20 protein-coding genes and 1 pseudogene are annotated in these 25,238 nt (G+C 68.0%); 17 read left to right on the forward strand and 4 right to left on the reverse strand.

The window, feature by feature from the left end; all coding sequences use genetic code 11:
- Position 1 precedes the first annotated feature (1 nt).
- From LG388_RS02025 to LG388_RS02040, 4 genes are all read left to right on the forward strand, one after another.
- On the forward strand, positions 2-1,378 hold the full coding sequence (locus LG388_RS02025; RefSeq protein ID WP_225781177.1) for an McrC family protein: 1,377 nt from the start codon (positions 2-4) through the stop codon (positions 1,376-1,378).
- On the forward strand, positions 1,375-3,744 hold the full coding sequence (locus tag LG388_RS02030; protein WP_225781178.1) for a DEAD/DEAH box helicase family protein: 2,370 nt from the start codon (positions 1,375-1,377) through the stop codon (positions 3,742-3,744). The genes LG388_RS02025 and LG388_RS02030 overlap by 4 nt, the downstream gene beginning before the upstream one ends.
- Positions 3,745-3,851: 107 nt before the next feature.
- Positions 3,852-4,663 (forward strand): IS5 family transposase gene (locus LG388_RS02035; RefSeq protein WP_225781170.1). Its coding sequence is split into 2 segments (ribosomal slippage): positions 3,852-4,188 and positions 4,188-4,663, totalling 813 coding nucleotides; the frame shifts between segments, so codons are not numbered across the junction.
- Positions 4,599-5,447, forward strand: coding sequence for a tripartite tricarboxylate transporter substrate binding protein (locus LG388_RS02040; protein WP_225781179.1), 849 nt, complete (start codon positions 4,599-4,601; stop codon positions 5,445-5,447). Before LG388_RS02035 ends, LG388_RS02040 begins: the two co-directional genes overlap by 65 nt.
- Positions 5,448-5,546: 99 nt before the next feature.
- Here LG388_RS02040 and LG388_RS02045 read toward each other — a convergent pair.
- From LG388_RS02045 to LG388_RS02055, 3 genes and pseudogenes are all read right to left on the reverse strand, one after another.
- Positions 5,547-5,948: pseudogene (locus tag LG388_RS02045) on the reverse strand (integrase core domain-containing protein); the annotation flags it as partial.
- Positions 5,949-5,967: 19 nt separating this feature from the next.
- Positions 5,968-7,191 (reverse strand): site-specific integrase, encoded by a 1,224-nt coding sequence (locus LG388_RS02050; RefSeq protein ID WP_225781180.1) that lies wholly within the window; start codon positions 7,189-7,191, stop codon positions 5,968-5,970.
- A gap of 275 nt (positions 7,192-7,466) precedes the next feature.
- Positions 7,467-8,363 (reverse strand): DMT family transporter, encoded by an 897-nt coding sequence (locus LG388_RS02055; protein ID WP_225781181.1) that lies wholly within the window; start codon positions 8,361-8,363, stop codon positions 7,467-7,469.
- Between the two features lie 195 nt (positions 8,364-8,558).
- Between LG388_RS02055 and LG388_RS02060 the strand changes: the two genes are divergently transcribed.
- From LG388_RS02060 to LG388_RS02085, 6 genes are read left to right on the forward strand one after another with little or no spacing between them, the layout of a single operon-like run.
- Positions 8,559-9,152 (forward strand): shikimate kinase, encoded by a 594-nt coding sequence (locus LG388_RS02060; protein ID WP_225781182.1) that lies wholly within the window; start codon positions 8,559-8,561, stop codon positions 9,150-9,152.
- Positions 9,153-9,199: 47 nt separating this feature from the next.
- Complete coding sequence (gene aroB, locus LG388_RS02065) at positions 9,200-10,306, forward strand: 3-dehydroquinate synthase (RefSeq protein ID WP_225781183.1); 1,107 nt, start codon at positions 9,200-9,202, stop codon at positions 10,304-10,306.
- 16 nt (positions 10,307-10,322) lie between these two features.
- The gene (locus LG388_RS02070; protein WP_225781184.1) at positions 10,323-11,453 is read left to right on the forward strand and encodes a deoxyguanosinetriphosphate triphosphohydrolase; all 1,131 of its coding nucleotides are present in this window, start codon (positions 10,323-10,325) and stop codon (positions 11,451-11,453) included.
- Complete coding sequence (locus LG388_RS02075) at positions 11,441-12,652, forward strand: CynX/NimT family MFS transporter (RefSeq protein ID WP_225781185.1); 1,212 nt, start codon at positions 11,441-11,443, stop codon at positions 12,650-12,652. Before LG388_RS02070 ends, LG388_RS02075 begins: the two co-directional genes overlap by 13 nt.
- Positions 12,649-13,230 carry a DUF1415 domain-containing protein gene (locus LG388_RS02080; RefSeq protein ID WP_225781186.1) on the forward strand — a complete coding sequence of 194 codons (582 nt, stop codon included), beginning with the start codon at positions 12,649-12,651 and terminating at the stop codon, positions 13,228-13,230. Before LG388_RS02075 ends, LG388_RS02080 begins: the two co-directional genes overlap by 4 nt.
- A complete protein-coding gene (locus LG388_RS02085; RefSeq protein ID WP_225781187.1) occupies positions 13,227-14,150 on the forward strand; it encodes an SAM-dependent methyltransferase in 924 nt (307 codons plus the stop codon). The genes LG388_RS02080 and LG388_RS02085 overlap by 4 nt, the downstream gene beginning before the upstream one ends.
- A 150-nt stretch (positions 14,151-14,300) precedes the next feature.
- Here LG388_RS02085 and LG388_RS02090 read toward each other — a convergent pair whose 3' ends face one another.
- Positions 14,301-14,801 carry a metallophosphoesterase family protein gene (locus tag LG388_RS02090; RefSeq protein ID WP_225781188.1) on the reverse strand — a complete coding sequence of 167 codons (501 nt, stop codon included), beginning with the start codon at positions 14,799-14,801 and terminating at the stop codon, positions 14,301-14,303.
- A gap of 98 nt (positions 14,802-14,899) precedes the next feature.
- Between LG388_RS02090 and LG388_RS02095 the strand changes: the two genes are divergently transcribed.
- The 7 genes from LG388_RS02095 (at position 14,900) to LG388_RS02125 (ending at position 25,132) form a co-directional block, all read left to right on the forward strand.
- Positions 14,900-15,613, forward strand: coding sequence for a transposase (locus LG388_RS02095; protein WP_225781189.1), 714 nt, complete (start codon positions 14,900-14,902; stop codon positions 15,611-15,613).
- A 182-nt stretch (positions 15,614-15,795) separates the two neighbouring features.
- Positions 15,796-20,532 (forward strand): glutamate synthase large subunit, encoded by a 4,737-nt coding sequence (gene gltB / locus LG388_RS02100; protein ID WP_225781190.1) that lies wholly within the window; start codon positions 15,796-15,798, stop codon positions 20,530-20,532.
- 35 nt (positions 20,533-20,567) lie between these two features.
- Positions 20,568-22,046, forward strand: coding sequence for a glutamate synthase subunit beta (locus LG388_RS02105; RefSeq protein WP_225781191.1), 1,479 nt, complete (start codon positions 20,568-20,570; stop codon positions 22,044-22,046).
- A 177-nt stretch (positions 22,047-22,223) separates the two neighbouring features.
- The gene (locus LG388_RS02110; RefSeq protein ID WP_225781192.1) at positions 22,224-23,045 is read left to right on the forward strand and encodes an ABC transporter ATP-binding protein; all 822 of its coding nucleotides are present in this window, start codon (positions 22,224-22,226) and stop codon (positions 23,043-23,045) included.
- A complete protein-coding gene (mlaE, locus tag LG388_RS02115) occupies positions 23,042-23,824 on the forward strand; it encodes a lipid asymmetry maintenance ABC transporter permease subunit MlaE (protein WP_225781193.1) in 783 nt (260 codons plus the stop codon). Before LG388_RS02110 ends, mlaE begins: the two co-directional genes overlap by 4 nt.
- Positions 23,825-23,837: 13 nt before the next feature.
- Positions 23,838-24,326, forward strand: coding sequence for an outer membrane lipid asymmetry maintenance protein MlaD (gene mlaD / locus LG388_RS02120; RefSeq protein WP_225781194.1), 489 nt, complete (start codon positions 23,838-23,840; stop codon positions 24,324-24,326).
- Entirely contained in the window at positions 24,323-25,132 is an 810-nt protein-coding gene (locus LG388_RS02125; protein WP_225781195.1) for a VacJ family lipoprotein, read from the forward strand. The genes mlaD and LG388_RS02125 overlap by 4 nt, the downstream gene beginning before the upstream one ends.
- The last annotated feature ends 106 nt before the right edge of the window (positions 25,133-25,238 follow it).

The raw sequence follows: 25,238 nt of genomic DNA on the forward strand, positions 1-25,238 counted from the left end.
AATGGCGCACACCCTGATCTACGAATTCGATGCACTGGTGGCTGCCGCCGCCGGTGTCACCGATGGCGTTGGGCTGCGCACGGTGCCGCCGCAGGTGTTTGTCTGGCTGGAAGCGCAGGCGCTGCGCCTGGCCGAGGTGGGTGAAACGCCCTGGCTGCGCCTGACCCAGCGACGCGGGCGACGCGCCGTACAGGTGACCAATTTCGTAGGCGTGATGCGGGCACCGGATGGCTATCAGATCGAGGTGCTGCCAAAAGTCGGCAAAGCCATTGGCGGGGGCGATGTCGAGGCGCGTCAGTTGCTGATCGAAATGCTGCGCTGCTTGGGCGGCTTTCGCCACATCCAGACCGACAGCGCCAAGCTGTTCGCCACCTGTATGCCCTTGCTAGAAGTGTTCATCGCTGAATTCCTGCGCGCCGTGCAGCACCTCGTCAAACGCGGACTGCGCAGCGATTTCAGGACGCAGCAAGACAACTTGTTTGCCCTGCGCGGCAAGCTGCGAATGGCAGCACACCTGCGGCACAACCTGTGTCGGCGCGACCGATTCTTTGCCGAGTTCGACGAGTTCTCGCCCAACCGACCGGAGAACCGTTTGCTGCACGCGGCGTTGCGAAGAGTGCTTTGCTGGACAGCCGCGCAGGCCAACCAGCAACTGGCACGCGAGCTGTGCTTCGTGTTTGCCGACGTGCCTGCATCGGAACATCCCGCCACGGACTTTCAGCGAGTGCGCCTGGATCGGGGCATGGCGCATTACGAAGGTGCGTTGGCTTGGGCGAGACTGATCCTGGAGGATGAATCGCCGCTCACCGGTGCGGGTGGTCATCATGCGCCGTCCCTGCTGTTTCCGATGGAGGCGGTGTTCGAGGCCTTTGTCGCCAAGCACCTTGCACGGCAACTTGAGGGAGGTTTCACGCTGCGCACGCAGGCCCGCAGCCTGTCCTTGGTCAGGCACATCGAACAGAACTGGTTCCGCCTGAGACCCGATCTGTTGGTGCAGTCATTGAAGGCGAATCGTTTGGTGCTGGACACCAAGTGGAAGCTGATCGATGGCTCGCAGGCCACGGGCTCAGACAAATATGGCCTGGATCAGGGCGACTTCTACCAACTCCACGCCTATGGCCAGAACTACCTCGACGGCCAAGGGGACGTGGTGCTGATCTATCCGAAGACGGATGCCTTGAACAAGGCGCTGCCAGTGTTCGAGTTTCCGAAATCGTCAGGCCTGCGGCTTTGGGTGCTGCCGTTCTGCCTGCGGCGGCGTCAGCTCATCCTGCCTGCTTGCGGCAGTCTCGATGGGTACTTCTCGCGTGGGCCGTCTGCGCAGGCATGCAGGGACGCTGCGAGCGATGCCGCTGCTCAAGAAGCGGTCTTGGCATGATCGACACCGATGCATTGGCATCGCTGCGCGCCGAAAACGCGCGCCTGACCGCACTGCTGGACGCGCACGGCATCGCGTGGCGCTTGCCGCCGCAGGCGCATACGCCTGCGGTTGCGGAGATCTCTCGGCTGACCACCGACGAGAAGGTGGCGCTGTTCCGAACGTTGTTTCGCGGTCGCACGGATGTGTATCCGATCCGCTGGGAAGGCAAGACCAGCGGCAAGTCTGGCTATGCCCCGGCCTGCGCCAACGAGTGGCGCGCGGGCGTCTGTGAGAAGCCGCGCATCAAATGTGGCGACTGCGCTCACCGTGTCTTGCAGCCGCTGACCGATTCGGTGATCTACGACCATCTGGCCGGCGAGCACACCGTCGGCGTCTATCCGCTGCTGGAAGGCGACACCTGCCATTTCCTGGCAGTCGATTTCGATGAGGCCGACTGGCGCGAGGATGCCAAGGCCTTCATCCAGTCTTGTACTGAACTGGGCGTGTCGGCGGCGCTGGAGATATCCCGCTCTGGCCAGGGCGCGCACGCCTGGGTGTTCTTCGCCAGTGCTGTATCGGCGCGCGATGCGCGTCGTCTGGGTACGGCCATCATCAGCCACGCCTGTACGCGCACCCGCCAACTTCAATTGACGTCCTACGACCGGCTGTTCCCGAATCAGGACACGATGCCCAAGGGCGGTTTCGGCAATCTGATTGCCTTGCCTTTGCAGAAGAAGCCACGCGAGCGGGGGTTCAGCGTATTCGTGGATGCTGACCTGCAGCCGTATCCCGACCAGTGGGCGTTTCTCGCATCCGTTGCGCGGATGCCCGCGCACGACATCGAACCGACCATCCTGCGCGCAACGGGCGGCGCGCATCCGCTGGACGTGACCTTCATCGACGACGAGGATCTGGCCACGCCGTGGAAGCGGGAAAGCAAGCCAGCCAAGCTGGCCGGTCTGATGCCCAAATCGCTGACCGTAGTCCTGGCCAATCAGATCTATTTCGAGAAGGCGCAACTGCCGCAGGCGCTGGCCAATCGCCTGATCCGGCTGGCAGCCTTTCAGAATCCGGAGTTCTATCGAGCGCAGGCGATGCGGATGTCGGTGTGGGACAAGCCGCGCATCATCGGCTGCGCCGAGAATTTTCCGCGGCACATCGCGCTACCCCGCGGGTGTTTTGACGCCGCGCGCGACCTGTTGGTGGACAACGGCATTCGCCTCGACCTACGCGATGAGCGCCACGCCGGAACAACCATCGCCGTCGGCTTCAGCGGCACGCTGCGCCCAGACCAGGAAGCCGCCGTGGCGGCGATGCTGGATCACGATGCTGGCGTGCTGTGCGCGCCAACGGCCTTCGGCAAAACGGTGACGGCCGCAGCGATCATCGCCCGGCGTGGCGTCAACACCTTGGTGCTGGTGCACCGCACGGAACTGCTCAAACAGTGGCAGGTGCGCCTTGCCGCATTCCTGGATGCAGGCAAGGATGTGATCGGCGTCATCGGCGGCGGCAAGAACAAGCCCACCGGTCAGATCGACATCGCGGTAATGCAATCGCTTTCGCGTCAAGGTGAGGTCGATTCACTGGTGGAAAGCTACGGGCAGGTGATCGTGGACGAATGCCACCATGTCGGTGCAGCGTCCTTCGACGCCATCCTGCGGCGTGCGAAGGCAAAACACGTGGTCGGCCTGACGGCAACGCCGATTCGCCGCGACGGGCAACAGCCCATCATCTTCATGCAGTGCGGGCCGATCCGGCACAAGGCGGCACCGCCGCTTGACGCGCCGCACGATCTGGCGGTGACGCCGCAGTTCATCGAGTCGCCTATCGCTCTGCCAGCGGAGGCGGGCATCCAGGATGTGTTCCGGCATCTGGCACAAGACGCGGCTCGCACGGCAGCCATCGCCAGCGCGATCACCGATGCCTTCCGGCAAGGCCGCAAGGTGCTGGCGCTGACCGAACGCACCGAGCACATCGACGCCATTCGCAGCGCGTTGGCCGATCAGGTGCCGGAACCGTTCGTGTTGCACGGCCGGATGTCAAAAAAGCAGCGCGCCGCGTTGATCGCCGCGCTCGATGCCTTGTCGCCGGACGCGCCTCGCGTGCTACTGGCCACCGGCAAGCTGGTTGGCGAAGGCTTCGACCATCCACCACTGGACACCTTGGTGCTGGCGATGCCCGTCTCGTGGAAAGGCACGCTGCAGCAATACGCCGGTCGCCTGCACCGGGAACACGCCAGCAAGACCGACGTGCGCATCATCGACTTCGTCGACACGGGGCATCCGGCCTTGCTGCGGATGTGGGACAAGCGCCAGCGTGGCTATCGGGCGATGGGGTATCGCATCGATTCGGGAGCGCCGTCTGTAGGCCGTTTCGAATGGTGATGTCGGCTGGGCAGGGTGCCGGAACAGGCGGGTAGACATACTGTGCCACTTAGAGCTACTAACAAAACCATGTCATCATCGAGCGCTTGATTGGTGTTTGATGAGGCATGGGTCGAAACAGGAATAGAGAAATCAGCGCCGCGCTGTTCAAGAAGGTTGCCCCGCTGTTGCCGGTAGTCGTTGCCTCGGCCAAAGGCGGTCGCCCACGAGTGAGCGACGAGATGGCCCTGAACGGCATTCTGTTCGTGCTGCGCACCGGCATTCCCTGGGAGGAGTTGCCCCAGGAACTGGGCTTCGGCAGTGGCATGACCTGTTGGCGGCGTCTGCGTGATTGGCAGGCTGCGGGCGTGTGGCATCGCCTGCATCTGTTGTTGCTCGGTGAATTGCGCGGCGCCGGCAAACTGGACTTCAGCCGTGCGAGCATGGACGCGGCCAGTGTGGCCAGCCCCCGGGGGGCCACTACACCGGCCCCAACCCCACGGACAGGGGCAAACTCGGAAGCAAGCGCCACATCATCACGGACCGCCAAGGCATCCCACTGATCTTCTGCGTCACGGGCGCCAACCGGCATGACTCGGTGGTTTTCGAGCAACTGGTCGACGCGTTGCCAGCGGTACGTGGCTGTCGCGGTCGGCCCAGGCGCTGGCCGCACAAACTGCATGCCGACAAGGGCTATGACTATGCTCGCTGCCGCTTTCACCTGCGCAAGCTGGGGATCACCGCGCGTATTGCCCGGCGCGGCATCGAACGCAACGACCGGCTCGGGCGTCATCGCTGGGTGGTCGAGCGCACGCACGCCTGGCTGGCCGCCTTCGGCAAGCTGCGTACTCGTTTCGAGCGCCGCATCGACATTCATGTCGCGTTGCTCTCGCTGGCCTGCTGCGTTATCTGCATTCGCCATCTCCCACCGTTTTGTTAGCCGCTCTAAGCCGGGCGCTGCCGGTGCCATCGGCGCGGCCGACGTGGCCCGGAGCAAACCCGATGGCTACACCTTCCTGGTCGTGTGGCCGGATCCGCTGATCTCCGTCGTCGCCACCACGAAGACGGCGTACCAGCCGGACCAAGACTTCAGGTTCATGACCAAGATCGCTGCCAACGGCTTTGTCCTGCTTGCAAGCCCCTCCATCAAGCCGAACAGCCTGCAGGAGCTGATCGCCGAAGCCAGAGCAGCGAGCGCGCCTCTAGCGTACGCATCGTTCGGACCTGGGTCGCTGCCCCAGTTGGTCATGCAGACAGTGTCGCGGCAAACTGGCGCGAAGTTCCTAGACGTCGCTTACAAGGGCAGCGGACCGGCCATCAACGATGTGATCAGCGGACAACTGCCGCCGTGCTTTGCCGCGCCGATGCAGGCGGGACCGCTGGTGGCGGATGGTCGCCTGAAGGCGCTAGCCGTGACGGGCCCGCAACGCTCGAAGCTGCTGCCGCAGGTTCCCACGTTCAAGGAGGCGGGCGTCGACTCATTCCTCACCGGCAATGGCACCTGGATTGCGCTTGTCGCGCCCGCCGGGATGCCGCCCGGGGTCGAGGCCAAGATGTCTCAAGTTGTCCGCAACGCCATCGCGGACAATGACATCATGCGCTACCTCGAGGGCTTAGGGTTTGATCCTCTGGGCAACTCCCCGGCGGAGGCGACGACCGAATTCGCCGAAGAGTATGCGCAAGTGACCAGGCAGATCCGAGAGATGGGCATCAGCTCACGCTGATACCTGCTGTCACGGGTTCGGGCAGCGCCGTGAGGCCGACCATTGACGATGCCTGACGCGATACGTGCCTGGCTCCATGCCCGTGACCCTGTACCCGAATCAGTACCGCTCGGAAGTAAACTTTCCCGGCTCCTCTGAAATCGCCGTTGCCGCCTGCAGGCAGCAACGGCGGGCGAAATCGGCAGGTGTCGCCCACCCCAGCGCAGAGTGGGGGCGACTCTCGTTGTAGTCCTGACGCCAAGCCCCGATCTTGGCCTGTGCGTCGGCCAATGACAAGAACCAGTGCGCGTTCAGGCACTCCTGGCGCAGCCGACCATTGAAGCTTTCGACGGCGGCGTTGTCGGTGGGTTTGCCTGGCCGACTGAAGTCGAGCTCCACACCGCGCTCATAGGCCCATTTGTCCATCACCTTAGAGATGAACTCGCTGCCGTTGTCGGTCTTGATCGTGCGCGGCAGGCCGCGCTGTGCAGTGATGCCATTGAGCGTGCGCACGACGTCTTCTCTCTTGCTGTACCCGAGTTCACGCTGCGGGTTGCGAGTTCGCCTGGGAGGGGACTTGGAAGCCAGCGAAGATCGCCCAGTCTTCCATCATTTGGCGCCGCCTCTCTACGGCAGCGCTGCGCCGATAGGCCTCTTCAGTCTTGTTTCCGATCGCATGGGCCAAGGCAAACTCGGCCAGGTCCCGGGGGTACTCCGTTCGGTCCCCTGCCCAGTCGCGGAACGTCGAGCGAAAGCCATGGGGCACTGCATCGACTTTCATGCGCCGCAGGACTGCGGACAGGCTCATGTCCGAGAGCGGTCGCCCTTTCGTGCCCGGGAAAACCAACCCGGTGTCGGGCTGGCGGGGGAGGGCTTGCAACAGGGCCACCGCCGCCTTGCTCAGTGGCACGCGATGTTCTCGTTCCGCTTTCATTCGCTGCGCAGGGATGATCCACAGCGCCGCGCCGAGATCAATCTCTTCCCAGACCGCCCCCCGAACCTCACCAGACCGTGCAGCTGTCAGGATCGCGAACTCGAGCGCTCGCGCGGACAGGCCATCTCGCTGCTGCAGCAGAGCCGTGAAGGCTGGCATGTCGTCGATCGCCAGCGCCGCGTGGTGGGCGACCTTTTGGATCTTCGAGGGGGCAGGGAGCACTTTGTCCAGATGCCCCTTCCAACGCGCCGGGTTGTCGCCCTTTCTGTGACCTCGCACGGTGGCCCAGTCCAGGACGGACTCGATCCGGCCGCGCAAGCGCGACGCCGTTTCGTTCTTCGTCTTCCAGATCGGCTCCAGGCACTTCAGCACATGTTGCAGTTCAACATCTTGGACTAGCAGGCTACCAATGTGCGGGGTTGCGTATGCCTTGAGGGTGTTCTCCCACTGCTGCCGATGTTTGGGGTTCTTCCACTCGTCCGACTTGGACGCGATGTACTCAGTCACGCAGTCGTCGAAGGTCTTTTCCAGGGCTTGTCGCGCTGCCAGAGCGCTGCGCTGAGCGCGCTTGCTGAGCAACGGGTCAACCCCTTGACGCACCGCCTTGTGCATCTCACGCGCCTTCTCTCGCGCCTCGGCCAGGCCAACCTCCGAAAATGGACCCAAGCCGATATCGCGTCGTTGTTCGCCGACCGTGATGCGCAACACCCAGCCTTTGTGGCCGTTGGCTATCCGTAGGTGCAGGCCGGGTACGCCTCCCACGGCATGCCGACCTTCGGTTTTCAGCGCGGCTACGGCGCGGGAAGAGAGTTCAGCAAGGACCTTGGGCATGGGCGGCAGTGGAGATTCCTGTCCCACATTGTGCCCACAAAAAACATCGGCTGTTGCCGGACATCGATGGATGCCGCTGGATGGATTTGTTTAAAAAATTCAATAATATCAATGACTTGTGGGCTATCTTGGAACTCGCCGGACGTCAGTTATGCGGACACAGTCTCCGCCAGCACAGGCGAGGGTCAACAGAAAGCGGGGCCTCTTGGCCCTTCGGTTTAGCCTTGAAAATGCGGCCCGTCATTCGGCCGCGGTGCGCGCCGAACCCGCGCCTGTCAGCGCCGACTGACCAGGAACAGCCCGCCCATCACCATCGACGCGCCGAGCGCATGAAAGCCATGCAACTGCTCGCCCAGCAGTGCCCATGCCAGCGCGGCGGAATAGAGCGGCGTCAGGTAGAGCACCAGCCCGGCGCGGGCGGCGCCTAGCTCGCGCTGCAGCAGCGCGTTCATGAAGAAGGCCGCATAGCCGGGCAGCAGCGCGGCGAGCACGGCCAGGCCCAGGCCGCGGCTCGTCATCGCCGGGCCCTCGGCCGCCCACAGCTCGTAGGCAGCGAAGGGCGCGATCACCAGGCAGCCGGCACCGCAGATCGCGGCCAGGCGGGCCGCGACCGACAACGGGCTCTGCCAGCGCCGCAGCAGCACCGAAAACAGGGCCCATGCGCACGCGCAAGCGACGATCCAGGCATCGCCTGTGACCCAGACCACCGAGGACAGCGCGCTCCAGTGGCCCTGGATGGCCACGTGCGTCACGCCCGCCAGCGCGATCACGATGCCCAGTCCTTGCCGCGCATTCAGGCGCTCGCGCAGCCACAGCACCGACATCAGCGCGATCAGCACCGGGGAGGCGGTGTAGATCAGCGTGATGTTCACGGCCGAGGTGGTGCGCCCCGCGATGTAGACCCAGGCGCCGCAGATCCACATGGACAGCGCACCCAGCAGCAGGTAGCGCCAGGCGTGCGCGCGCAAATGGGTTCGATGCGCCCACAGTTCGGCCCGCGTGGGCAGCGCGAACAGCAGGCCCGCGATGGCCCAGCGCAGCAGGGCCAGCAGGTTCGGCTCGATATGGCCCGGCGCGGCGCGCGCCACGAGGGCGTTCACGGCCCAGAAGGCGGGCGCCGTGAGCAGCAGCACCAGCGCCAGGCGGTGATGGCCGGAAGAGGGAGAGGTCATGAAGGAAGCAAGGGCCGCCGCGCCGCGCGGGATCTGCTTTCGGCGACGCCCGCGGAATGCGCGCAAAGCGCGCGAGCCTATCAGCGATCGCGACCCGCTGCCGGGCGTTGGACATGGGCCGGCCGTCGCAAAGGTCGCCGGTCCGCCATGCCCCGCTTGTTACCATCCGGCGAGTACTCCAGAGACCTGCCTCCGATGCCCGAACTTTCCACGCCCCCAGTCTCCGTTGCGCTGGTCGGGATGCCGGGCAGCGGCAAGTCGGCGCTGGGGCGACGGCTGGCGCAGCGCCTGGGCTGGCCTTTCGTCGACCTGGACCAGGTGATCGAGGAGCGCGCCGGCTGCACGATCCGCGAACTCTTCGAGCGCGAGGGCGAGGCCTATTTCCGCGACATGGAGCAGCGCGTGATCGCCGAGTACTCGTGCGGCGCGGTGGCGTCGGTGATCGCCACCGGCGGCGGTGCGGTGCTGCGGCCCGAGAACCGCGACATGCTGCGCGCCGGCCCGCAGGTGATCTACCTGTGGTCGTCGCCCGAAGCCCTGTACCGGCGCCTGCGCCACGACGTGAAGCGCCCGCTGCTGCAGGTGGCCGACCCGCTGGCGCGCCTGCGCAGCCTCTACGACGCGCGCGATCCGCTCTACCGCGAAGTGGCGGGCGCGGTGGTAGACACCGGCCATGCCTCGGTGACGGTGCTGACGCGCATCCTGCACGACCTGCTGGTGGAGCTGGGCGTGGTGCGCGCTCCGGCGCCGCCCGCTGCCGAAGCGCCTGTCCCGGCCCCGCGCGGCTGAATCGCCTCGCCCCGGCGCGGCCAGGGGCCGGCCACTACACTTCCCGCATGGCTTCGCCTTCTCTTGCCGTTTCTTCCCTGCACATCGACCTGGGCGAGCGCAGTTACCCCATCCTCATCGGCAGCGGCGTGCTGGCCGACCCCGCCAGTTATGCCGGTCTGCCGGCCGCCAGCACCGCGCTGGTGGTGAGCAACACCGTGGTCGCCCCGCTGTACGCACAGGCGCTGGTGCAGGCGCTGCAGGGGCGCTTCAAGGCCGTGCACGTTCTCGAACTGCCGGACGGCGAGGCGCACAAGGACTGGCCCACGCTCAACCGGATCTTCGACCAGCTGCTGTCGCGCGGCGCCGACCGCAAGACCGTGCTGTTCGCGCTCGGCGGCGGCGTGGTGGGCGACATGACCGGCTTTGCCGCCGCCAGCTACATGCGCGGCGTGCCTTTCGTGCAGGTGCCGACCACGCTGCTGGCGCAGGTGGATTCGTCGGTGGGCGGCAAGACCGCCATCAACCACCCGCTGGGCAAGAACATGATCGGCGCCTTCTACCAGCCGCAGCGCGTGCTGTGCGACCTGGACACGCTGCGCACGCTGCCGCAGCGCGAGGTGGCGGCCGGCCTGGCGGAGGTCATCAAGTACGGCCCGATCGCCGACATGGCCTTCTTCGACTGGATCGAGGCGAACATCGACGCGCTGGTGGCCCGCGAGCCGGCCGCGCTGGCCCATGCGGTGCGCCGCAGCTGCGAGATCAAGGCCGCCGTGGTGGGCCAGGACGAGCGCGAAGCGGGCCTGCGCGCGATCCTCAACTTCGGCCACACCTTCGGCCATGCCATCGAGGCGGGCCTGGGCTATGGCGAATGGCTGCACGGCGAGGCCGTGGGCTGCGGCATGGTGATGGCCATCCGCCTGTCGCAGCGCCTGGGCGGCGTGGACGCGGCCTTCGCCGAGCGGCTGGTGCGCCTGGTCGCGCGTGCCGGCCTGCCCACCCGCGGCCCGGCCCTGGGTGCCGAGCGCTACCTGGAACTGATGCGCGTGGACAAGAAGTCCGAGGGCGGCGAAATCCGCTTCGTGCTCATCGACCGGCCCGGTTCCGCCGTGATGCGCGCGGCGCCCGACGCGCTGGTGCGCGAGGTGCTGGCCGAGTGCTGCGAGCCGGCCTGAGCGCCGCCGCCTGGCGATGAGCCGTGCCCCGTACGCCAGCGACCCGGCCGCCTCGCGCGGGCGGCGTTACGCGGAAGCCGCGGCGCCCACGCGCGACGCCTTCCAGCGCGACCGCGACCGCATCGTGCATTCCACGGCCTTCCGGCGGCTGGTCTACAAGACGCAGGTCTTCCTGAACCACGAAGGCGACCTGTTCCGCACGCGGCTCACGCATTCGCTCGAAGTGGCGCAGCTGGCGCGCTCCATTGCGCGGCCGCTCGGGCTGAACGAAGACCTGGTGGAGGCCATCGCGCTCGCGCACGACCTGGGCCACACACCCTTCGGCCATGCCGGGCAGGACGCGCTCGACGACTGCATGAAGGCGCACGGCGGCTTCGAGCACAACCTGCAGAGCCTGCGCGTGGTCGACACGCTGGAGCGGCGCTACCCGGCCTTCGACGGCCTGAACCTGAGCTTCGAGACGCGCGAGGGCATCTTGAAGCACTGCTCGCGCGCCAACGCCGAGAAGCTGGAGGCGCAGGAGCCCGGGGGCGTGGGCCGCCGTTTTCTGGACCGCACGCAGGCCAGCCTGGAGGCGCAGCTGTGCAACCTGGCCGACGAGATCGCCTACAACGCGCACGACATCGACGACGGCGTGCGCTCGGGCCTGCTGAGCCTCGAGGCCCTGGCCGACGTGCCGCTGTTCGAAGGCTTTCGCCGGCAGACGCTGGCCGAGCATCCGCAGCTGGATGCGCGGCGCCTGCTGTACGAAACCATCCGCCGCATGCTCAGCGCGCAGGTCTACGACGTGATCGACAGCACGCGCGCCGCGCTGCAGGCGCACGGCATCGATGACGCGCAGGCCGTGCGCCAGGCGCCGCCGCTGGTGCAGTTCAGCGAGGGCATGCGCGCGCAGTCCACGGCGCTCAAGCGCTTCCTGTTCGCGCACCTGTACCGGCATCCGCAGGTGGTGCAGACCACGGGCCGCGCGCAGGAGGCGGTGCGCGACCTGTTCGCGGCCTACGCGGGCGGCGAGCTGGCGCTGCCGGCCCATTACGCGATGCGCGAGGACCGCCACCGCGCCGTGGCCGACTACATCGCCGGCATGACCGACCGATTCGCCATGCGTGAGCACGACCGCCTGACGGGGGGCCGATGGCTGGCCTGAAGGCGGCGCCGGTGGGGGCCGTGGTGGCCGGCGGGGTGGCTGCGGCGCTGCACGTGGGCAAGCTGCCGCCCGCGCTGCCGGCCCTGGAACACGACCTGGGGCTGGGCCTGGTGGCCGGGGGCTTCCTGCTGTCGCTGGTGCAGGCGGCCGGCATGGCCCTCGGGCTGATGGCAGGGCTGGCGGCCGACACGCTGGGCCTGCGCCGCTGCATGCTGATCGGCCTGGCGCTGCTCACGCTGGCTGGTGCGGCCGGTGGCCTGGCCGTGCCGGCGGTCGATCCGGTGGCCTGGCTGCTGGGCTGCCGCGTGCTCGAAGGCCTGGGCTTCCTGCTGGCGGTCATGCCCGCGCCGGGCCTGATCCGCCGGCTTGCGCCCGCCGGCATGGAAAAACGGGCCCTCGGGCTATGGGGGGCCTACATGCCCGGCGGTGTGGCGCTCGGCCTGCTGCTGGGCCCGTGGCTGATCGGCGCCGCGGGCTGGCGGCCCTGGTGGTGGGGCGTGGCCGGGCTGTCGGCGCTGGCCGCCGCACTGATCGCGGCCACCGTGGCGCCCGACCCCCGGGCGCAGGCGAGGGCGGCCGCACCCGGCGCGTGGCGCGCGCGGCTCGGCGCCACGCTGGGCGCCGCCGGCCCCTGGAGCGCGGCGCTGGCCTTCGGGCTCTATTCGGCGCAATGGATGTCGGTGATCGGCTTCCTGCCCACCATCTACGTGCAGGCGGGGCTGGCCGCCGGGGCCACCGCGGCGCTCACCGCGCTGGCCGCCGCCCTGAACATGGTCGGCAACGTGGTGGGCGGCCGCATGCTGCAGGCCGGCTGGCCGCCGCTGCGCCTGCTGTGCCTGGGTTTCGGCTGCATGGTGCTGGGCAGCGCGGCGGCCTTCGCGCAGGGGCAGGGCGGCGGCCTGCCGCCGGGGCTGCGCTACCTGGCCGTGTGCCTGTTCTCGATGGGCGGCGGTGCGGTGCCCGCCACCTTGTTCATGCTGTCGGTGCGCGTGGCGCCCGGGCCGCAGACGGTGTCGACCACCGTGGGGCTGATGCAGCAGATCTCGTCGCTGGGCCAGTTTGCCGCGCCGCCCGTGGTGGGCTGGATCGCGCACCGCACGGGCGGCTGGCAGTGGACCTGGCTGTTCACGCTCGCCTGCTCCGCGCTGGGCGTGCTGGCCGCGCTGCGGCTGTGCCGCGCCGACCGGGAGGCTGCATGACGCCGCTGGATGCGCAGGCCATCGCCGACACCGTGCGCTGGCTGGAACGGGCCGTGATCGGCCTGAACCTGTGCCCCTTCGCCAAGGCCGTGCATGTGAAGGGGCAGGTGCATTGCCGCGTCTGGCCCGGCGACGATGCCGACGGGCTGATGCAGGCCTTGCTCGACGAGGCGCAGGCGCTGCGCGAGCTGCCGGCGGATGTGCGCGACACCACCTTGCTGATCGCTCCGCAGGCGCTGGCCGACTTCCTGACTTTCCACGATTTCACGGCCCGCGCCGAACGCCGCCTGCGCAAGGCCGGGCATGAAGGCGAACTGCAGCTGGCCAGCTTTCACCCGCGCTTCCAGTTCGCGGGCACGGAGCCCGACGACATGGGCAATGCGACCAACCAGTCCCCCTATCCCACGCTGCACCTGCTGCGCGAGGCCAGCATCGAACGCGCCGTGGCCGCGGTGCCTGACGCAGCCGACATCTACGAACGCAACATCCGCATGCTCGAAGCCCTGGGCCCCGAAGGCTGGCGCGCGCTGGACGTCGGGCCGCATGCCGGCGGCATCGAACCCGGAGACCGCACATGAGCCGTCCGACCCCGAACGCTGACGCGCCGCGCACCCGCAAGGGCGGCGCAGCCGAATCCGCCACCGCCGCGCTGGCCGACGTGCTGCAACCGGGCCAGTCGGTGGAACTGCTCCAGGAACTGCACATCCTCACGCGCGACGGGCGCCTGAACCAGGACTCGCGCCGCAAGCTCAAGCAGGTGCAGCACCTCTACCAGTTCATCGAGAAGCTTCTGGCCGAGCTGCCGGAGGGCGGCGCCGCGGCCACGGTGGCCGACCACGGCGCCGGCAAGTCGTACCTGGGCTTCATCCTCTACGACCTGTTCCTGCGCCACCGCGCGAACGCCTTCGTCTACGGCATCGAGACGCGCGAGGAACTGGTGCAGCGCTCGCGCGCACTGGCGCAGCGCCTGGGCTTCGAGCGCATGCGCTTTTTGCCGCTGTCGGTGGCCGAGTCCACGCAGTCCGACGCGCTGCCCGCGCGCATCGACATGGTCACGGCCCTGCATGCCTGCGACACTGCGACCGACGACGCCATCGCCTTCGGCCTGGCCAAAGCGGCGCGCTTCATGGTGCTCGTGCCCTGCTGCCAGGCCGAGGTGGCGGCCAGCCTGCGCCAGCACAAGGCGCTGGCCCTGGCGCGCACGCCGCTGGCCGAGTTGTGGCGCCACCCGCTGCACACGCGCGAGGTGGGCAGCCAGCTGACCAACGTGCTGCGCTGCCTGTACCTGGAAGCGCAGGGCTACCAGGTGACGGTGACCGAGCTGGTGGGCTGGGAGCACAGCATGAAGAACGAGCTGATCATCGCCCGCCGCACCGGCCACCGGAAGGCGAGCGCGGCCCAGCGCCTGCAGGCGCTGCTGGCGGAGTTCGGGCTGGAGTCGCTGGCGCAGACGCGCTTTCCCCTGGGCAGCCCGCCCGAGCGTCCGGCGAGCGCCTGAGCCTGGCCGCGCCCAGGCGCCCCGGAGCCGGCCGCTGGGGCGGACGGCCGCGGCCGGCTGCCCGGCGCCGTCAACGAGGCGGCCCACGCGATTGGCAATGGCTGTGTGCTCAGTCCGGCGCCACCGCCCGCGGCCGCGCGCGGCGCAGCCTTACCGGCGGCGTCGGACCGATGGCGAGGGCGGCACTTCCAGCGTGACCAGTCGTGGCGTGACCCGTGCGCCCTCGATGCGCAGCTCGCCGACCGAGATCGGCAGCGTGAAGCGCCGCGGCCCCGCGCTGCCGGGGTTGACGAACAGCACGCCGCCTTGCTCGGCGATGGCGGGCTTGTGCGAGTGGCCCGACACCACCACGCGCACGTGCGTGTCGCGCGTGGCCAGATCGGCCTGGCGAAGGTCGGCGATGTCATGCACCATGTGCACGGCCACGCCGCCCAGCATGACCGTCCGGGCCAGCGGAAGATCCCGCGCCCAGGGCGCCTGGTCGTTGTTGCCGCGCACCGCGTCCAGCGGGGCAATGGCCGCCAGTTGCGCCAGGATCTCCGGCCCGCCGATGTCGCCGGCATGCAGGATGTGGTCGCTGCCGGCCAGGAAGGCAAGCGCCTGCGGCCGCAGGAGGCCATGGGTGTCGGCAATGAGGGCGATGCGCGTCATGGGGCGGCGAAGCGGCGGTGCGCAGCGGTGGCTGCGGCATCCCGGCCCGCAGCATACGGCGGCCGGCCGTGGCCGCGCCGAGGCAGGACAATGCGCCCATGGCCCGATTGCCCCGCCTCCGCCTTGCCGGCATGCCGCACCACGTCATCCTGCGTGGCAACAACCGGCAGCCCATCTTTGCCGGCGCGGCCGACCACGAGCGGCTGCTGGCCCTGCTGGCCGGGCACGCGGCGGCCGAGCAGGTGGCGGTGCATGCGTACGTGCTGATGCCGGACCACTTCCATCTGCTGCTCACGCCCGCCACCGTGGACGGGCTGCCGCGGCTGATGCAGGCGCTGGGCCGGCGCTACGTGCGCTATTTCAATGATGCGCAGGGCCGCACCGGCACGCTCTGGGAAGGGCGCTACCGCGCCACCGTGGTGCAGCCCGACCCCTGGCTGCTGCACTGCATGGCCTATCTCGACCTGAATCCGGTCCATGCGGGGCTGGTCGGCCGGCCCGAAGACTATCCCTGGTCCAGCCATGGCCACTACATCGGCCAGCAGGCCCAGCGCTTCATCACGCCCCCGCCTGCCGTCTGGACCCTGGGCAACACGCCCTTCGCGCGGGAGGCCGCCTACGCCGACAGGGTGCGTGCCGGCCTCACGCTGGCGCAGCAGATGGCCATCGTGGACGCCACGCTGGCCGGCTGGGCGCTGGGCGAGCCGGCGTTCGTGGCCGAATTGCAGGGCGCGACGCCCCGCCGGCTGACCAAGGCCCGGGCCGGGCGGCCGCCGCGCGCGCCCCGGCCGGCACTGCCGTCCGCTTCCTGAGGCGGGGCGCCACGAGGGCAGCGGGCGTGATCGTCCGTCTGCCATTGATCTGTCCCCAATTAATATTTGAGAATTTTTCTCATCATCTAAATTGGATTCTGACCCCTATTAAATCGATTGGCATCGTTGTTGCAATGCCCTATGCTCCGCTTCCCCGTGAAAACCCCATAGGAACTGGCCCCATGACGACGTCAGCCGAAATCGAACATCTCCAGCAGCACGGCCTGTATTCCAAGTCGCAGGAACACGACGCCTGCGGCGTGGGCTTCGTGGCCCACATCAAGGGCGAGAAGCGGCACGACATCGTCACGCAGGCGCTGAAGATCCTCGAGAACATCGACCATCGCGGGGCCGTGGGTGCCGACAAGCTCATGGGCGACGGGGCCGGCATCCTGATCCAGATTCCCGACGCGCTGTACCGCGAGGAAATGGCCAAGCAGGGCGTGACCTTGCCGCCGGCGGGCGAATACGGCGTGGGCATGATCTTCCTGCCCAAGGAACACGCCTCTCGCCTGGCCTGCGAGCAGGAGATGGAGCGCGCCATCAAGGCCGAAGGCCAGGTGCTGCTGGGCTGGCGCGACGTGCCGGTCAACAAGGACATGCCCATGTCCCCGGCCGTGCGCAAGACCGAGCCGGTCGCGCGCCAGGTCTTCATCGGCCGCGGCGCCGACGTGATCGTGCAGGACGCGCTGGAGCGCAAGCTGTACGTGATCCGCAAGACGGCCAGCGCCAACATCCAGGCGCTCAAGCTCAAGTACTCCAAGGAGTACTACGTGCCCAGCATGTCCAGCCGCACCGTGGTCTACAAGGGCCTGCTGCTGGCCGACCAGGTGGGCACCTACTACCTGGACCTGCAGGACAAGCGCTGCATCTCGGCCATTGGCCTGGTGCACCAGCGCTTTTCCACCAACACCTTCCCCGAGTGGCCGCTGGCCCACCCGTACCGCTACGTGGCGCACAACGGCGAGATCAACACCGTGCGCGGCAACTACAACTGGATGCGCGCCCGCGAAGGCGTGATGTCCTCGCCCGTGCTGGCGGCCGACCTGGCCAAGCTGTACCCGATCAGCTTCGCCGGCCAGTCCGACACGGCGACCTTCGACAACTGCCTCGAACTGCTCACCATGGCCGGCTACCCGATCAGCCAGGCCGTGATGATGATGATCCCGGAGCCCTGGGAGCAGCACGAGTCGATGGACCCGCGCCGCCGCGCCTTCTACGAATACCACGCCGCCATGCTGGAGCCGTGGGACGGCCCGGCCGCCGTGGTGTTCACCGACGGCAAGCAGATCGGCGCCACGCTGGACCGCAACGGCTTGCGCCCCGCGCGCTACTGCGTGACCGACGACGACATGGTGATCATGGGCTCGGAGTCGGGCGTGCTGCCCATTCCCGAAGCCAAGATCGTGCGCAAGTGGCGCCTGCAGCCCGGCAAGATGTTCCTCATCGACCTGGACCAGGGCCGCATGATCGACGACGAGGAAGTCAAGGCCACGCTGGCCAACAGCAAGCCCTACAAGCAGTGGATCGAGAACCTGCGCATCAAGCTCGATGACGTGGAAGGCGCGGGCGAGGCCCCGGCCAGCGCCGTTGCGCTGCTGGACCGCCAGCAGGCCTTCGGCTACACGCAGGAAGACCTCAAGTTCCTGCTCAGCCCCATGGCCCAGGCCGGCGAGGAAGGCATCGGCTCCATGGGCAACGACAGCCCGCTGGCCGTGCTGTCGAACAAGAACAAGCCGCTGTACAACTACTTCCGGCAGATGTTCGCGCAGGTGACCAACCCGCCGATCGACCCGATCCGCGAGGCGATCGTGATGTCGCTGGTGTCCTTCGTCGGCCCCAAGCCGAACCTGCTGGACATCAACCAGGTGAACCCGCCGATGCGGCTGGAAGTGAGCCAGCCCATCCTGGACTTCAACGACATGGCCAAGGTGCGCGACATCGAGGCCGTGACCCAGGGCAAGTTCAAGAGCTACACGCTGGACATCACCTATCCGCTGGCGTGGGGCGAGGAGGGCATCGAAGCCAAGCTCGCGTCGCTGTGCGCCGAAGCCGTGGACGCCATCAAGGGCGGCCACAACATCCTGATCATCAGCGACCGCGCCGTGAGCGCGCAGCAGGTGGCCATCCCCGCGCTGCTGGCCCTGTCGGCCGTGCACCAGCACCTGATCCGCGAAGGCCTGCGCACCACGGCCGGCCTGGTGGTGGAAACGGGTTCGGCGCGCGAAGTGCACCACTTCGGCGTGCTGGCCGGCTACGGCGCCGAAGCCGTGCACCCCTACCTGGCCATGGAAACCCTGGCCGCCATGCACGAGGACCTGCCGGGCGAGCTGTCCGCCGAGAAGGCCATCTACAACTACGTGAAGGCGATCGGCAAGGGCCTGTCGAAGATCATGTCCAAGATGGGCGTGAGCACCTACATGAGCTACTGCGGCGCGCAGCTGTTCGAGGTGATCGGCCTGAACACCAGCACGGTGGACAAGTACTTCACCGGCACCGCCAGCCGCGTGGAAGGCATCGGCGTGTTCGAGATCGCTGCCGAAGCCATCCGCATGCACAAGGCCGCCTTCGGCGAAGACCCGGTGCTGGCCCACATGCTGGACGCCGGCGGCGAGTACGCCTGGCGCACGCGCGGCGAAGACCACATGTGGACGCCCGACGCGATCGCCAAGCTGCAGCATTCCACGCGCGCCAACAACTTCAGCACGTACAAGGAATACGCGCAGATCATCAACGACCAGAGCAAGCGCCACCTGACGCTGCGCGGCCTGTTCGAGTTCAAGTTCGACCCCACCAAGGCCATCTCCGTGGACGAGGTCGAGCCCGCGGCCGAGATCGTCAAGCGCTTCGCCACTGGCGCCATGTCGCTGGGCTCGATCAGCACCGAGGCGCATGCCACGCTGGCCATCGCCATGAACCGCATCGGCGGCAAGAGCAACACCGGCGAAGGCGGCGAGGACCCGGCGCGCTACCGCAACGAGCTCAAGGGCATCCCGATCAAGGCCGGCGCCACGCTGAAGAGCGAGATCGGCGCCGAGAACGTGGAAGTCGACCTGCCGCTCAAGGAAGGCGACTCGCTGCGTTCGCGCATCAAGCAGGTGGCTTCGGGCCGCTTCGGCGTCACGGCCGAGTACCTGGCCTCTTCGGACCAGGTGCAGATCAAGATGGCGCAGGGCGCCAAGCCCGGCGAAGGCGGCCAGCTGCCCGGCGGCAAGGTCACCGACTACATCGGCAAGCAGCGCTACTCGGTGCCCGGCGTGGGCCTGATCAGCCCGCCGCCGCACCACGACATCTATTCGATCGAGGATCTGGCGCAGCTGATCCACGACCTGAAGAACGTCGCCACGCAGGCCTCCATCAGCGTGAAGCTGGTGTCGGAAGTGGGCGTGGGCACCATCGCGGCTGGCGTGGCCAAGTGCAAGGCCGACCACATCGTGATCGCCGGCCATGACGGCGGCACGGGCGCGTCGCCCTGGTCGTCGATCAAGCATGCGGGCAGCCCGTGGGAAATCGGCCTGGCCGAGACGCAGCAGACGCTGGTGCTCAACCGCCTGCGTGGCCGCGTGCGCGTGCAGGCCGACGGCCAGATGAAGACCGGCCGCGACGTGGTGATCGGCGCGCTGCTGGGCGCTGACGAGTTCGGCTTCGCCACCGCGCCGCTGGTGGTCGAGGGCTGCATCATGATGCGCAAGTGCCACCTGAACACCTGCCCGGTGGGCGTGGCCACGCAGGACCCGGTGCTGCGCAAGAAGTTCTCGGGCAAGCCCGAGCACGTGGTGAACTACTTCTTCTTCGTCGCCGAGGAAGTGCGCCAGATCATGGCCCAGCTGGGCGTGCGCAAGTTCGACGACCTGATCGGCCGTGCCGACCTGCTGGACACGCGCAAAAGCATCGCGCACTGGAAGGCCCGCGGCCTGGACTTCACGCGCCTGTTCGCGCAGCCCAACGTGCCGGCCGACGTGCCGCGCCTGCATGTGGAAGCGCAGGACCACGGCCTCGAGAAGAGCCTGGACATCAAGCTCATCGAGAAGTCGCGCCCGGCCATCGACAAGGGCGAGAAGGTGCAGTTCATCGAGACCGCGCGCAACGTCAACCGCTCCGTGGGCGCCATGCTCTCGGGCGCGCTGACCAAGGTGCATCCCGAGGGCCTGCCGGACGATTCGATCCGCATCCAGCTGGAAGGCACGGGCGGCCAGTCCTTCGGCGCCTTCCTGGCGCGCGGCATCACGCTGTACCTGATCGGCGAAGCCAACGACTACACGGGCAAGGGCCTGTCGGGCGGCCGCGTGGTGGTGCGCCCCAGCCTGGACTTCCGCGGCGAGGCGGCGCGCAACATCATCGTGGGCAACACCGCGCTGTACGGCGCCACCACGGGCGAGGCCTTCTTTGCCGGCGTGGCCGGCGAGCGCTTCGCGGTGCGCCTGTCGGGCGCCACGGCGGTGGTGGAAGGCACGGGCGACCACGGCTGTGAGTACATGACCGGCGGCACGGTGGCCGTGCTGGGCAAGACGGGGCGCAACTTCGCGGCCGGCATGAGCGGCGGCGTCGCCTTCGTCTATGACGAAGACGGCAAGTTCGCTTCGCGCTGCAACCTGTCGATGGTCACGCTCGAGAAGGTGTTGACCAGCGCCGAGCAGACCGCCAGCGTCCACCGCAAGCACTGGCATGGCGGCGAGACCGACGAGGCCCAGCTCAAGCGGCTGCTCGAAGCGCAGTACCGCTGGACGGGCAGCAAGCGCGCGCGCGAGCTGCTGGACGACTGGGCCGTGGCCCGCACGAAGTTCGTGAAGGTCTTCCCGAACGAGTACAAGCGCGCCCTGGCCGAGATCCACGACCGCAAGGTCGAGATCACCGGCAGCGGCAACAACGCCAAGGCCGGCCTGGAGCCGCATGCCGTCTCCAAGCCCGCCACGGTCTGAGACGCCCCACGCACGAGAAAGAGCAGGAACACACGATGGGAAAGATCACCGGCTTTCTGGAGCATGAGCGCATCGAGGAGGGCTACGCCCCGGCCGCCGAGCGCGTCAAGCACTACAAGGAATTCGTCATCGGCCTGGACAACGAACAGGCCAAGGTGCAGGGCGCGCGCTGCATGGACTGCGGCACGCCCTTCTGCAACAACGGCTGCCCGGTCAACAACATCATTCCGGACTTCAACGACCTGGTGTACCGGCAGGACTGGCAGAGCGCCTTCGCGGTGCTGGACTCGACCAACAACTTTCCCGAGTTCACCGGCCGCATCTGCCCCGCGCCCTGCGAGGCGGCCTGCGTGCTGAACGTGAACGACGACCCGGTGGGCATCAAGAGCCTGGAGCACGCCATCATCGACCGCGCCTGGGACGAGGGCTGGGTGCAGGCCCGGCCCGCCAAGCACAAGACGGGCAAGAAGGTGGCCGTGGTCGGCGCCGGCCCGGCCGGCCTGGCGGCGGCCCAGCAGCTGGCGCGCGCCGGCCACGACGTGACTGTGTTCGAGAAGAACGACCGCGTCGGCGGCCTGCTGCGCTACGGCATCCCCGACTTCAAGATGGAGAAGTCGCACATCGACCGCCGCGTCGAGCAGATGAAGGCCGAGGGCGTGGTCTTCCGCACCGGCGTGGTCGTCGGCGCCGCGAAGGACCCGCTGGGCAAGGGCTCCAAGGTCACCAACCTGGCCAAGGAAACGGTCACGCCCGAGCAGCTCGACAAGGCGTTCGATGCCGTGCTGCTGACGGGCGGCGCCGAGCAGTCGCGTGACCTGCCCGTGCCCGGCCGCGACCTGGACGGCGTCCACTTCGCGATGGAATTCCTGCCCCAGCAGAACCGCGTGAACGCCGGCGACAAGGTCAAGGGCCAGATCCGCGCCGACGGCAAGCATGTCATCGTGATCGGGGGTGGCGACACGGGCTCCGACTGCGTGGGCACCAGCAACCGCCATGGCGCCGCGAGCGTCGTCCAGTTCGAGCTGATGCCCCGGCCGCCCGAGGAAGAAAACCGGCCGCTGACCTGGCCCTACTGGCCGATCAAGCTGCGCACCAGCTCCAGCCACGAAGAGGGTTGTGAGCGCGAGTTCGCCATCTCCACCAAGGAGCTGATCGGTGAGAAGGGCAAGGTCACGGGCCTGAAGACCGTTCATGTGGAGTTCAAGGACGGCAAGTTCGTGGAAGTGGCTGGCACCGAGAAGACCTACAAGGCCGACCTGGTGCTGCTGGCCATGGGCTTCGTGAGCCCGGTGGCGGCCGTGCTGGACGCCTTCGGCGTCGAGAAGGACGCGCGCGGCAATGCCAAGGCCAGCGTGGACTTCACGGGCGGCTATGCCACCAACGTGCCCAAGGTTTTCGCGGCCGGCGACATGCGCCGGGGCCAATCGCTGGTCGTCTGGGCGATCCGCGAGGGCCGCCAGGCCGCGCGCGCGGTGGATGAGTTCCTGATGGGTTTCAGCGACCTGCCGCGTTGAAAAGGCCGGGGGCTCCCGGAGCGCGGCCGGTCTGGCCGGCGTCCGGGAGCCTGCGAAGCGGCTACTCCAAAGGGGGGAAGCGAGTCAGGGGGGCATCCCTTATCATCCGTTCAACCGCCGAGCCGGGATGCTGTCCATCAGCCGCCCGGCTTTTTTGTTGATCCGGAGTACAACGGCTTGTCTGCAGCCCTGATCGAATTCCGTGACGTGCGCTTCGCGTACGACCAGCGCGCCATCCTCGATGGCGTGTCCTTTGCCGCGCCGCGCGGCAAGGTGACGGCGCTCATGGGGGCTTCGGGCGGCGGCAAGACGACCGTGCTGCGGCTGATCGGCGGCCAGGTGCGCGCGCAGGCCGGGCAGGTGCTCTTCGACGGACAGGACGTGGGCCTGATGGACATGGCCGGGCTCTACGCTGCGCGGCGGCGCATGGGCATGCTGTTCCAGTTCGGCGCCCTGTTCACCGACATGAGCGTGTTCGACAACGTCGCCTTCCCGCTGCGCGAGCACACGGCGCTTCCCGAGGCGCTGGTGCGCGACATCGTGCTGATGAAGCTCGACGCCGTGGGCCTGCGCGGCGCGCGCGACCTGATGCCCAGCGAAGTCTCCGGCGGCATGGCCCGGCGGGTGGCGCTGGCCCGCGCCATCGCGCTCGATCCCGAGCTGGTCATGTACGACGAGCCCTTCGCGGGGCTGGATCCGATCTCGCTGGGCACCGCCGCGCGGCTGATCCGGCAGCTCAACGACATGCTGGGGCTGACCAGCCTGATCGTGTCGCACGACTTGGACGAAACCTTCCGCATCGCGGACCACGTGGTGATCCTGGCCAATGGCGGCGTGGCGGCGCAGGGCACGCCCGACGAAGTGCGCGCCAGCACCGATCCGCTGATCCACCAGTTCGTCCATGCACAGGCCGAAGGGCCGGTGCGCTTCCATCATCCCGGGCCGAGCATCGAGGACGATTTCGGTGTCGCGCCCGTCGCCCGCGGAGGCCAGCCATGAGCTGGTACAAGCCCGCCGACGTCGGCTTTGCCGTGCGCTGCAAGCTGGCCGACATCGGCCATGCGGCCCGCCTGTTCGCGCGCCTGCTGGCGCTGGGCGGCACGGCGCTGCGCCGCTTCTCGCTGGTGCGCGACCAGATCCATTTCCTGGGCAACTACTCGCTGGCCATCATCGCGGTGTCGGGCCTGTTCGTGGGCTTCGTGCTGGGGCTGCAGATCTACTACACGCTGGCGCAGTTCGGCTCCACCGACACGCTGGGCCAGGTGGTCACGCTGGTGCTGGTGCGCGAACTCGGGCCGGTGGTGGCGGCGCTGCTTTTCGCCGGGCGCGCCGGCACCTCGCTGACGGCCGAGGTGGGGCTGATGAAGGCCGGCGAGCAGCTGGCGGCCATGGAAATCATGGCCGTCGATCCGGTGCGCCGCGTGCTGGCGCCGCGCTTCTGGGGCGGCGTCATCACCATGCCGCTGCTGGCGGCGGTGTTCAGCGCCGTGGGCGTGATCGGCAGCTACATCGTGGGCGTGCTCATGCTGGGCGTGGACGCCGGCACTTTCTGGGGCCGCATGCAAAGCGGCGTGGATGTGTGGTCGGATGTCGGCAACGGCCTGATCAAGAGCGTGGTCTTCGGCGTGGCCGTGAGCTTCATCGCACTGCTGCAGGGCTATGAGGCCAAGCCCACGCCCGAGGGCGTCTCGCGCGCCACCACCCGCACCGTCGTCATGGCTTCGCTGTCGGTGCTGGGGCTGGACTTCCTGCTCACGGCCATGATGTTCAGCACCTAGGAAAGGGATAGACATGCAACGATCGAACAAGGACATCTGGGTCGGGCTGTTCGTGCTCATCGGCGCGGCGGCGCTGCTCTTTCTGGCGCTGCAGTCGGCCAACCTTCTGAGCCTGAGCTTCCAGAAGACCTATCCGGTCACGGCGCGCTTCCAGAACATCGGCGGGCTCAAGCCGCAGACGGCGGTGCGCAGCGCCGGCGTGGTGGTGGGCCGCGTGGAGTCGATCACGTTCAACGACAAGACCTTCCAGGCCGATGTCGTGCTCTCCATGCAGAGCCGCTATGCTTTCCCGAAGGACAGTTCCTTCAAGATCCTCACCAGCGGCCTGCTGGGTGACCAGTACATCGGCGTGGAGCCGGGCGCCGACGAGCACAACCTGCAGGCCGGCGACGTGGTGACCGATACGCAGTCCGCCGTGGTCCTGGAAAATCTGATCAGCCAGTTCCTGTTCAATTCGGCCGCGGACGGCGCGGGCGGGTCAGGGGGGGCCAAACCAAAATGACAAGCGATCGTTTCAAGTGGCGGGGCCGGGCCCTGCGGGAGTGGCGGCTGGCCGCAGCGGGCCTGCTGCTGGCCGCCGGCAGCGTGGGGGCCTGGGCGCAGGCCGGGCAGCAGCCCGGCGCCGTGGTGGCCGGGCCGGCCGCGGGGCAGCCGGCGCCCTCGGCCGGCGACAACGACCCGTTCGAGCCCTTCAACCGCACCATGTACCGGTTCAACGACGGGCTGGACCGCGCCGTGCTCAAGCCGGTCGCGACCACCTACCGCGACGTGCTGCCGAGCTTCGTGCGCACGGGCGTGGGCAATTTCTTCAGCAACGTCGGCGACGTCTGGAACCTGGCCAACAACGTCATGCAGCTCAAGTTGCAGGGCAGCGCCGAAACCGTGATGCGCCTGGGCGTGAACACCGTGTTCGGCCTCGGCGGGCTGCTGGACATCGCGAGCGAGGCCGGCATCAGCCGCCACAGCGAGGACTTCGGCCAGACCCTGGGCTACTGGGGCGTGCCTGCCGGTCCGTACGTGGTGCTGCCGCTCTTCGGGCCGTCCACCGTGCGCGACACCGCGGCCCTGCCCGTGGACCGCTGGGGCAATCCGCTGGGCGAGGTGAGCGACATTCCGGTGCGCAATTCGCTGACGGCGCTTGGCCTGGTCGATACGCGCGCGCGCCTGCTGGGCGTGAGCCAGCTGCTGGAGCAGGCTGCGCTGGATCCGTACACCTTCATGCGTGATTCGCACCTGCAGCGGCGTGCCATCGACGTGCGTGACGGCGCCGCCGGCGGCGAGGCCGAAGAGCGCTACGACCTGGAGTGAGCGCGCCGGCGCGGGCCGGGCGAGGCCCGGCCGTGTTGCAGATGGTGACCAAGACGCGGAACCGTCCGCACGGCGGGGTGCTCCAAAACGCCGGGACTGACTACGA

Source organism: Xenophilus sp. Marseille-Q4582, assembly GCF_916700565.1.
Lineage (GTDB): Bacteria > Pseudomonadota > Gammaproteobacteria > Burkholderiales > Burkholderiaceae_C > Xenophilus.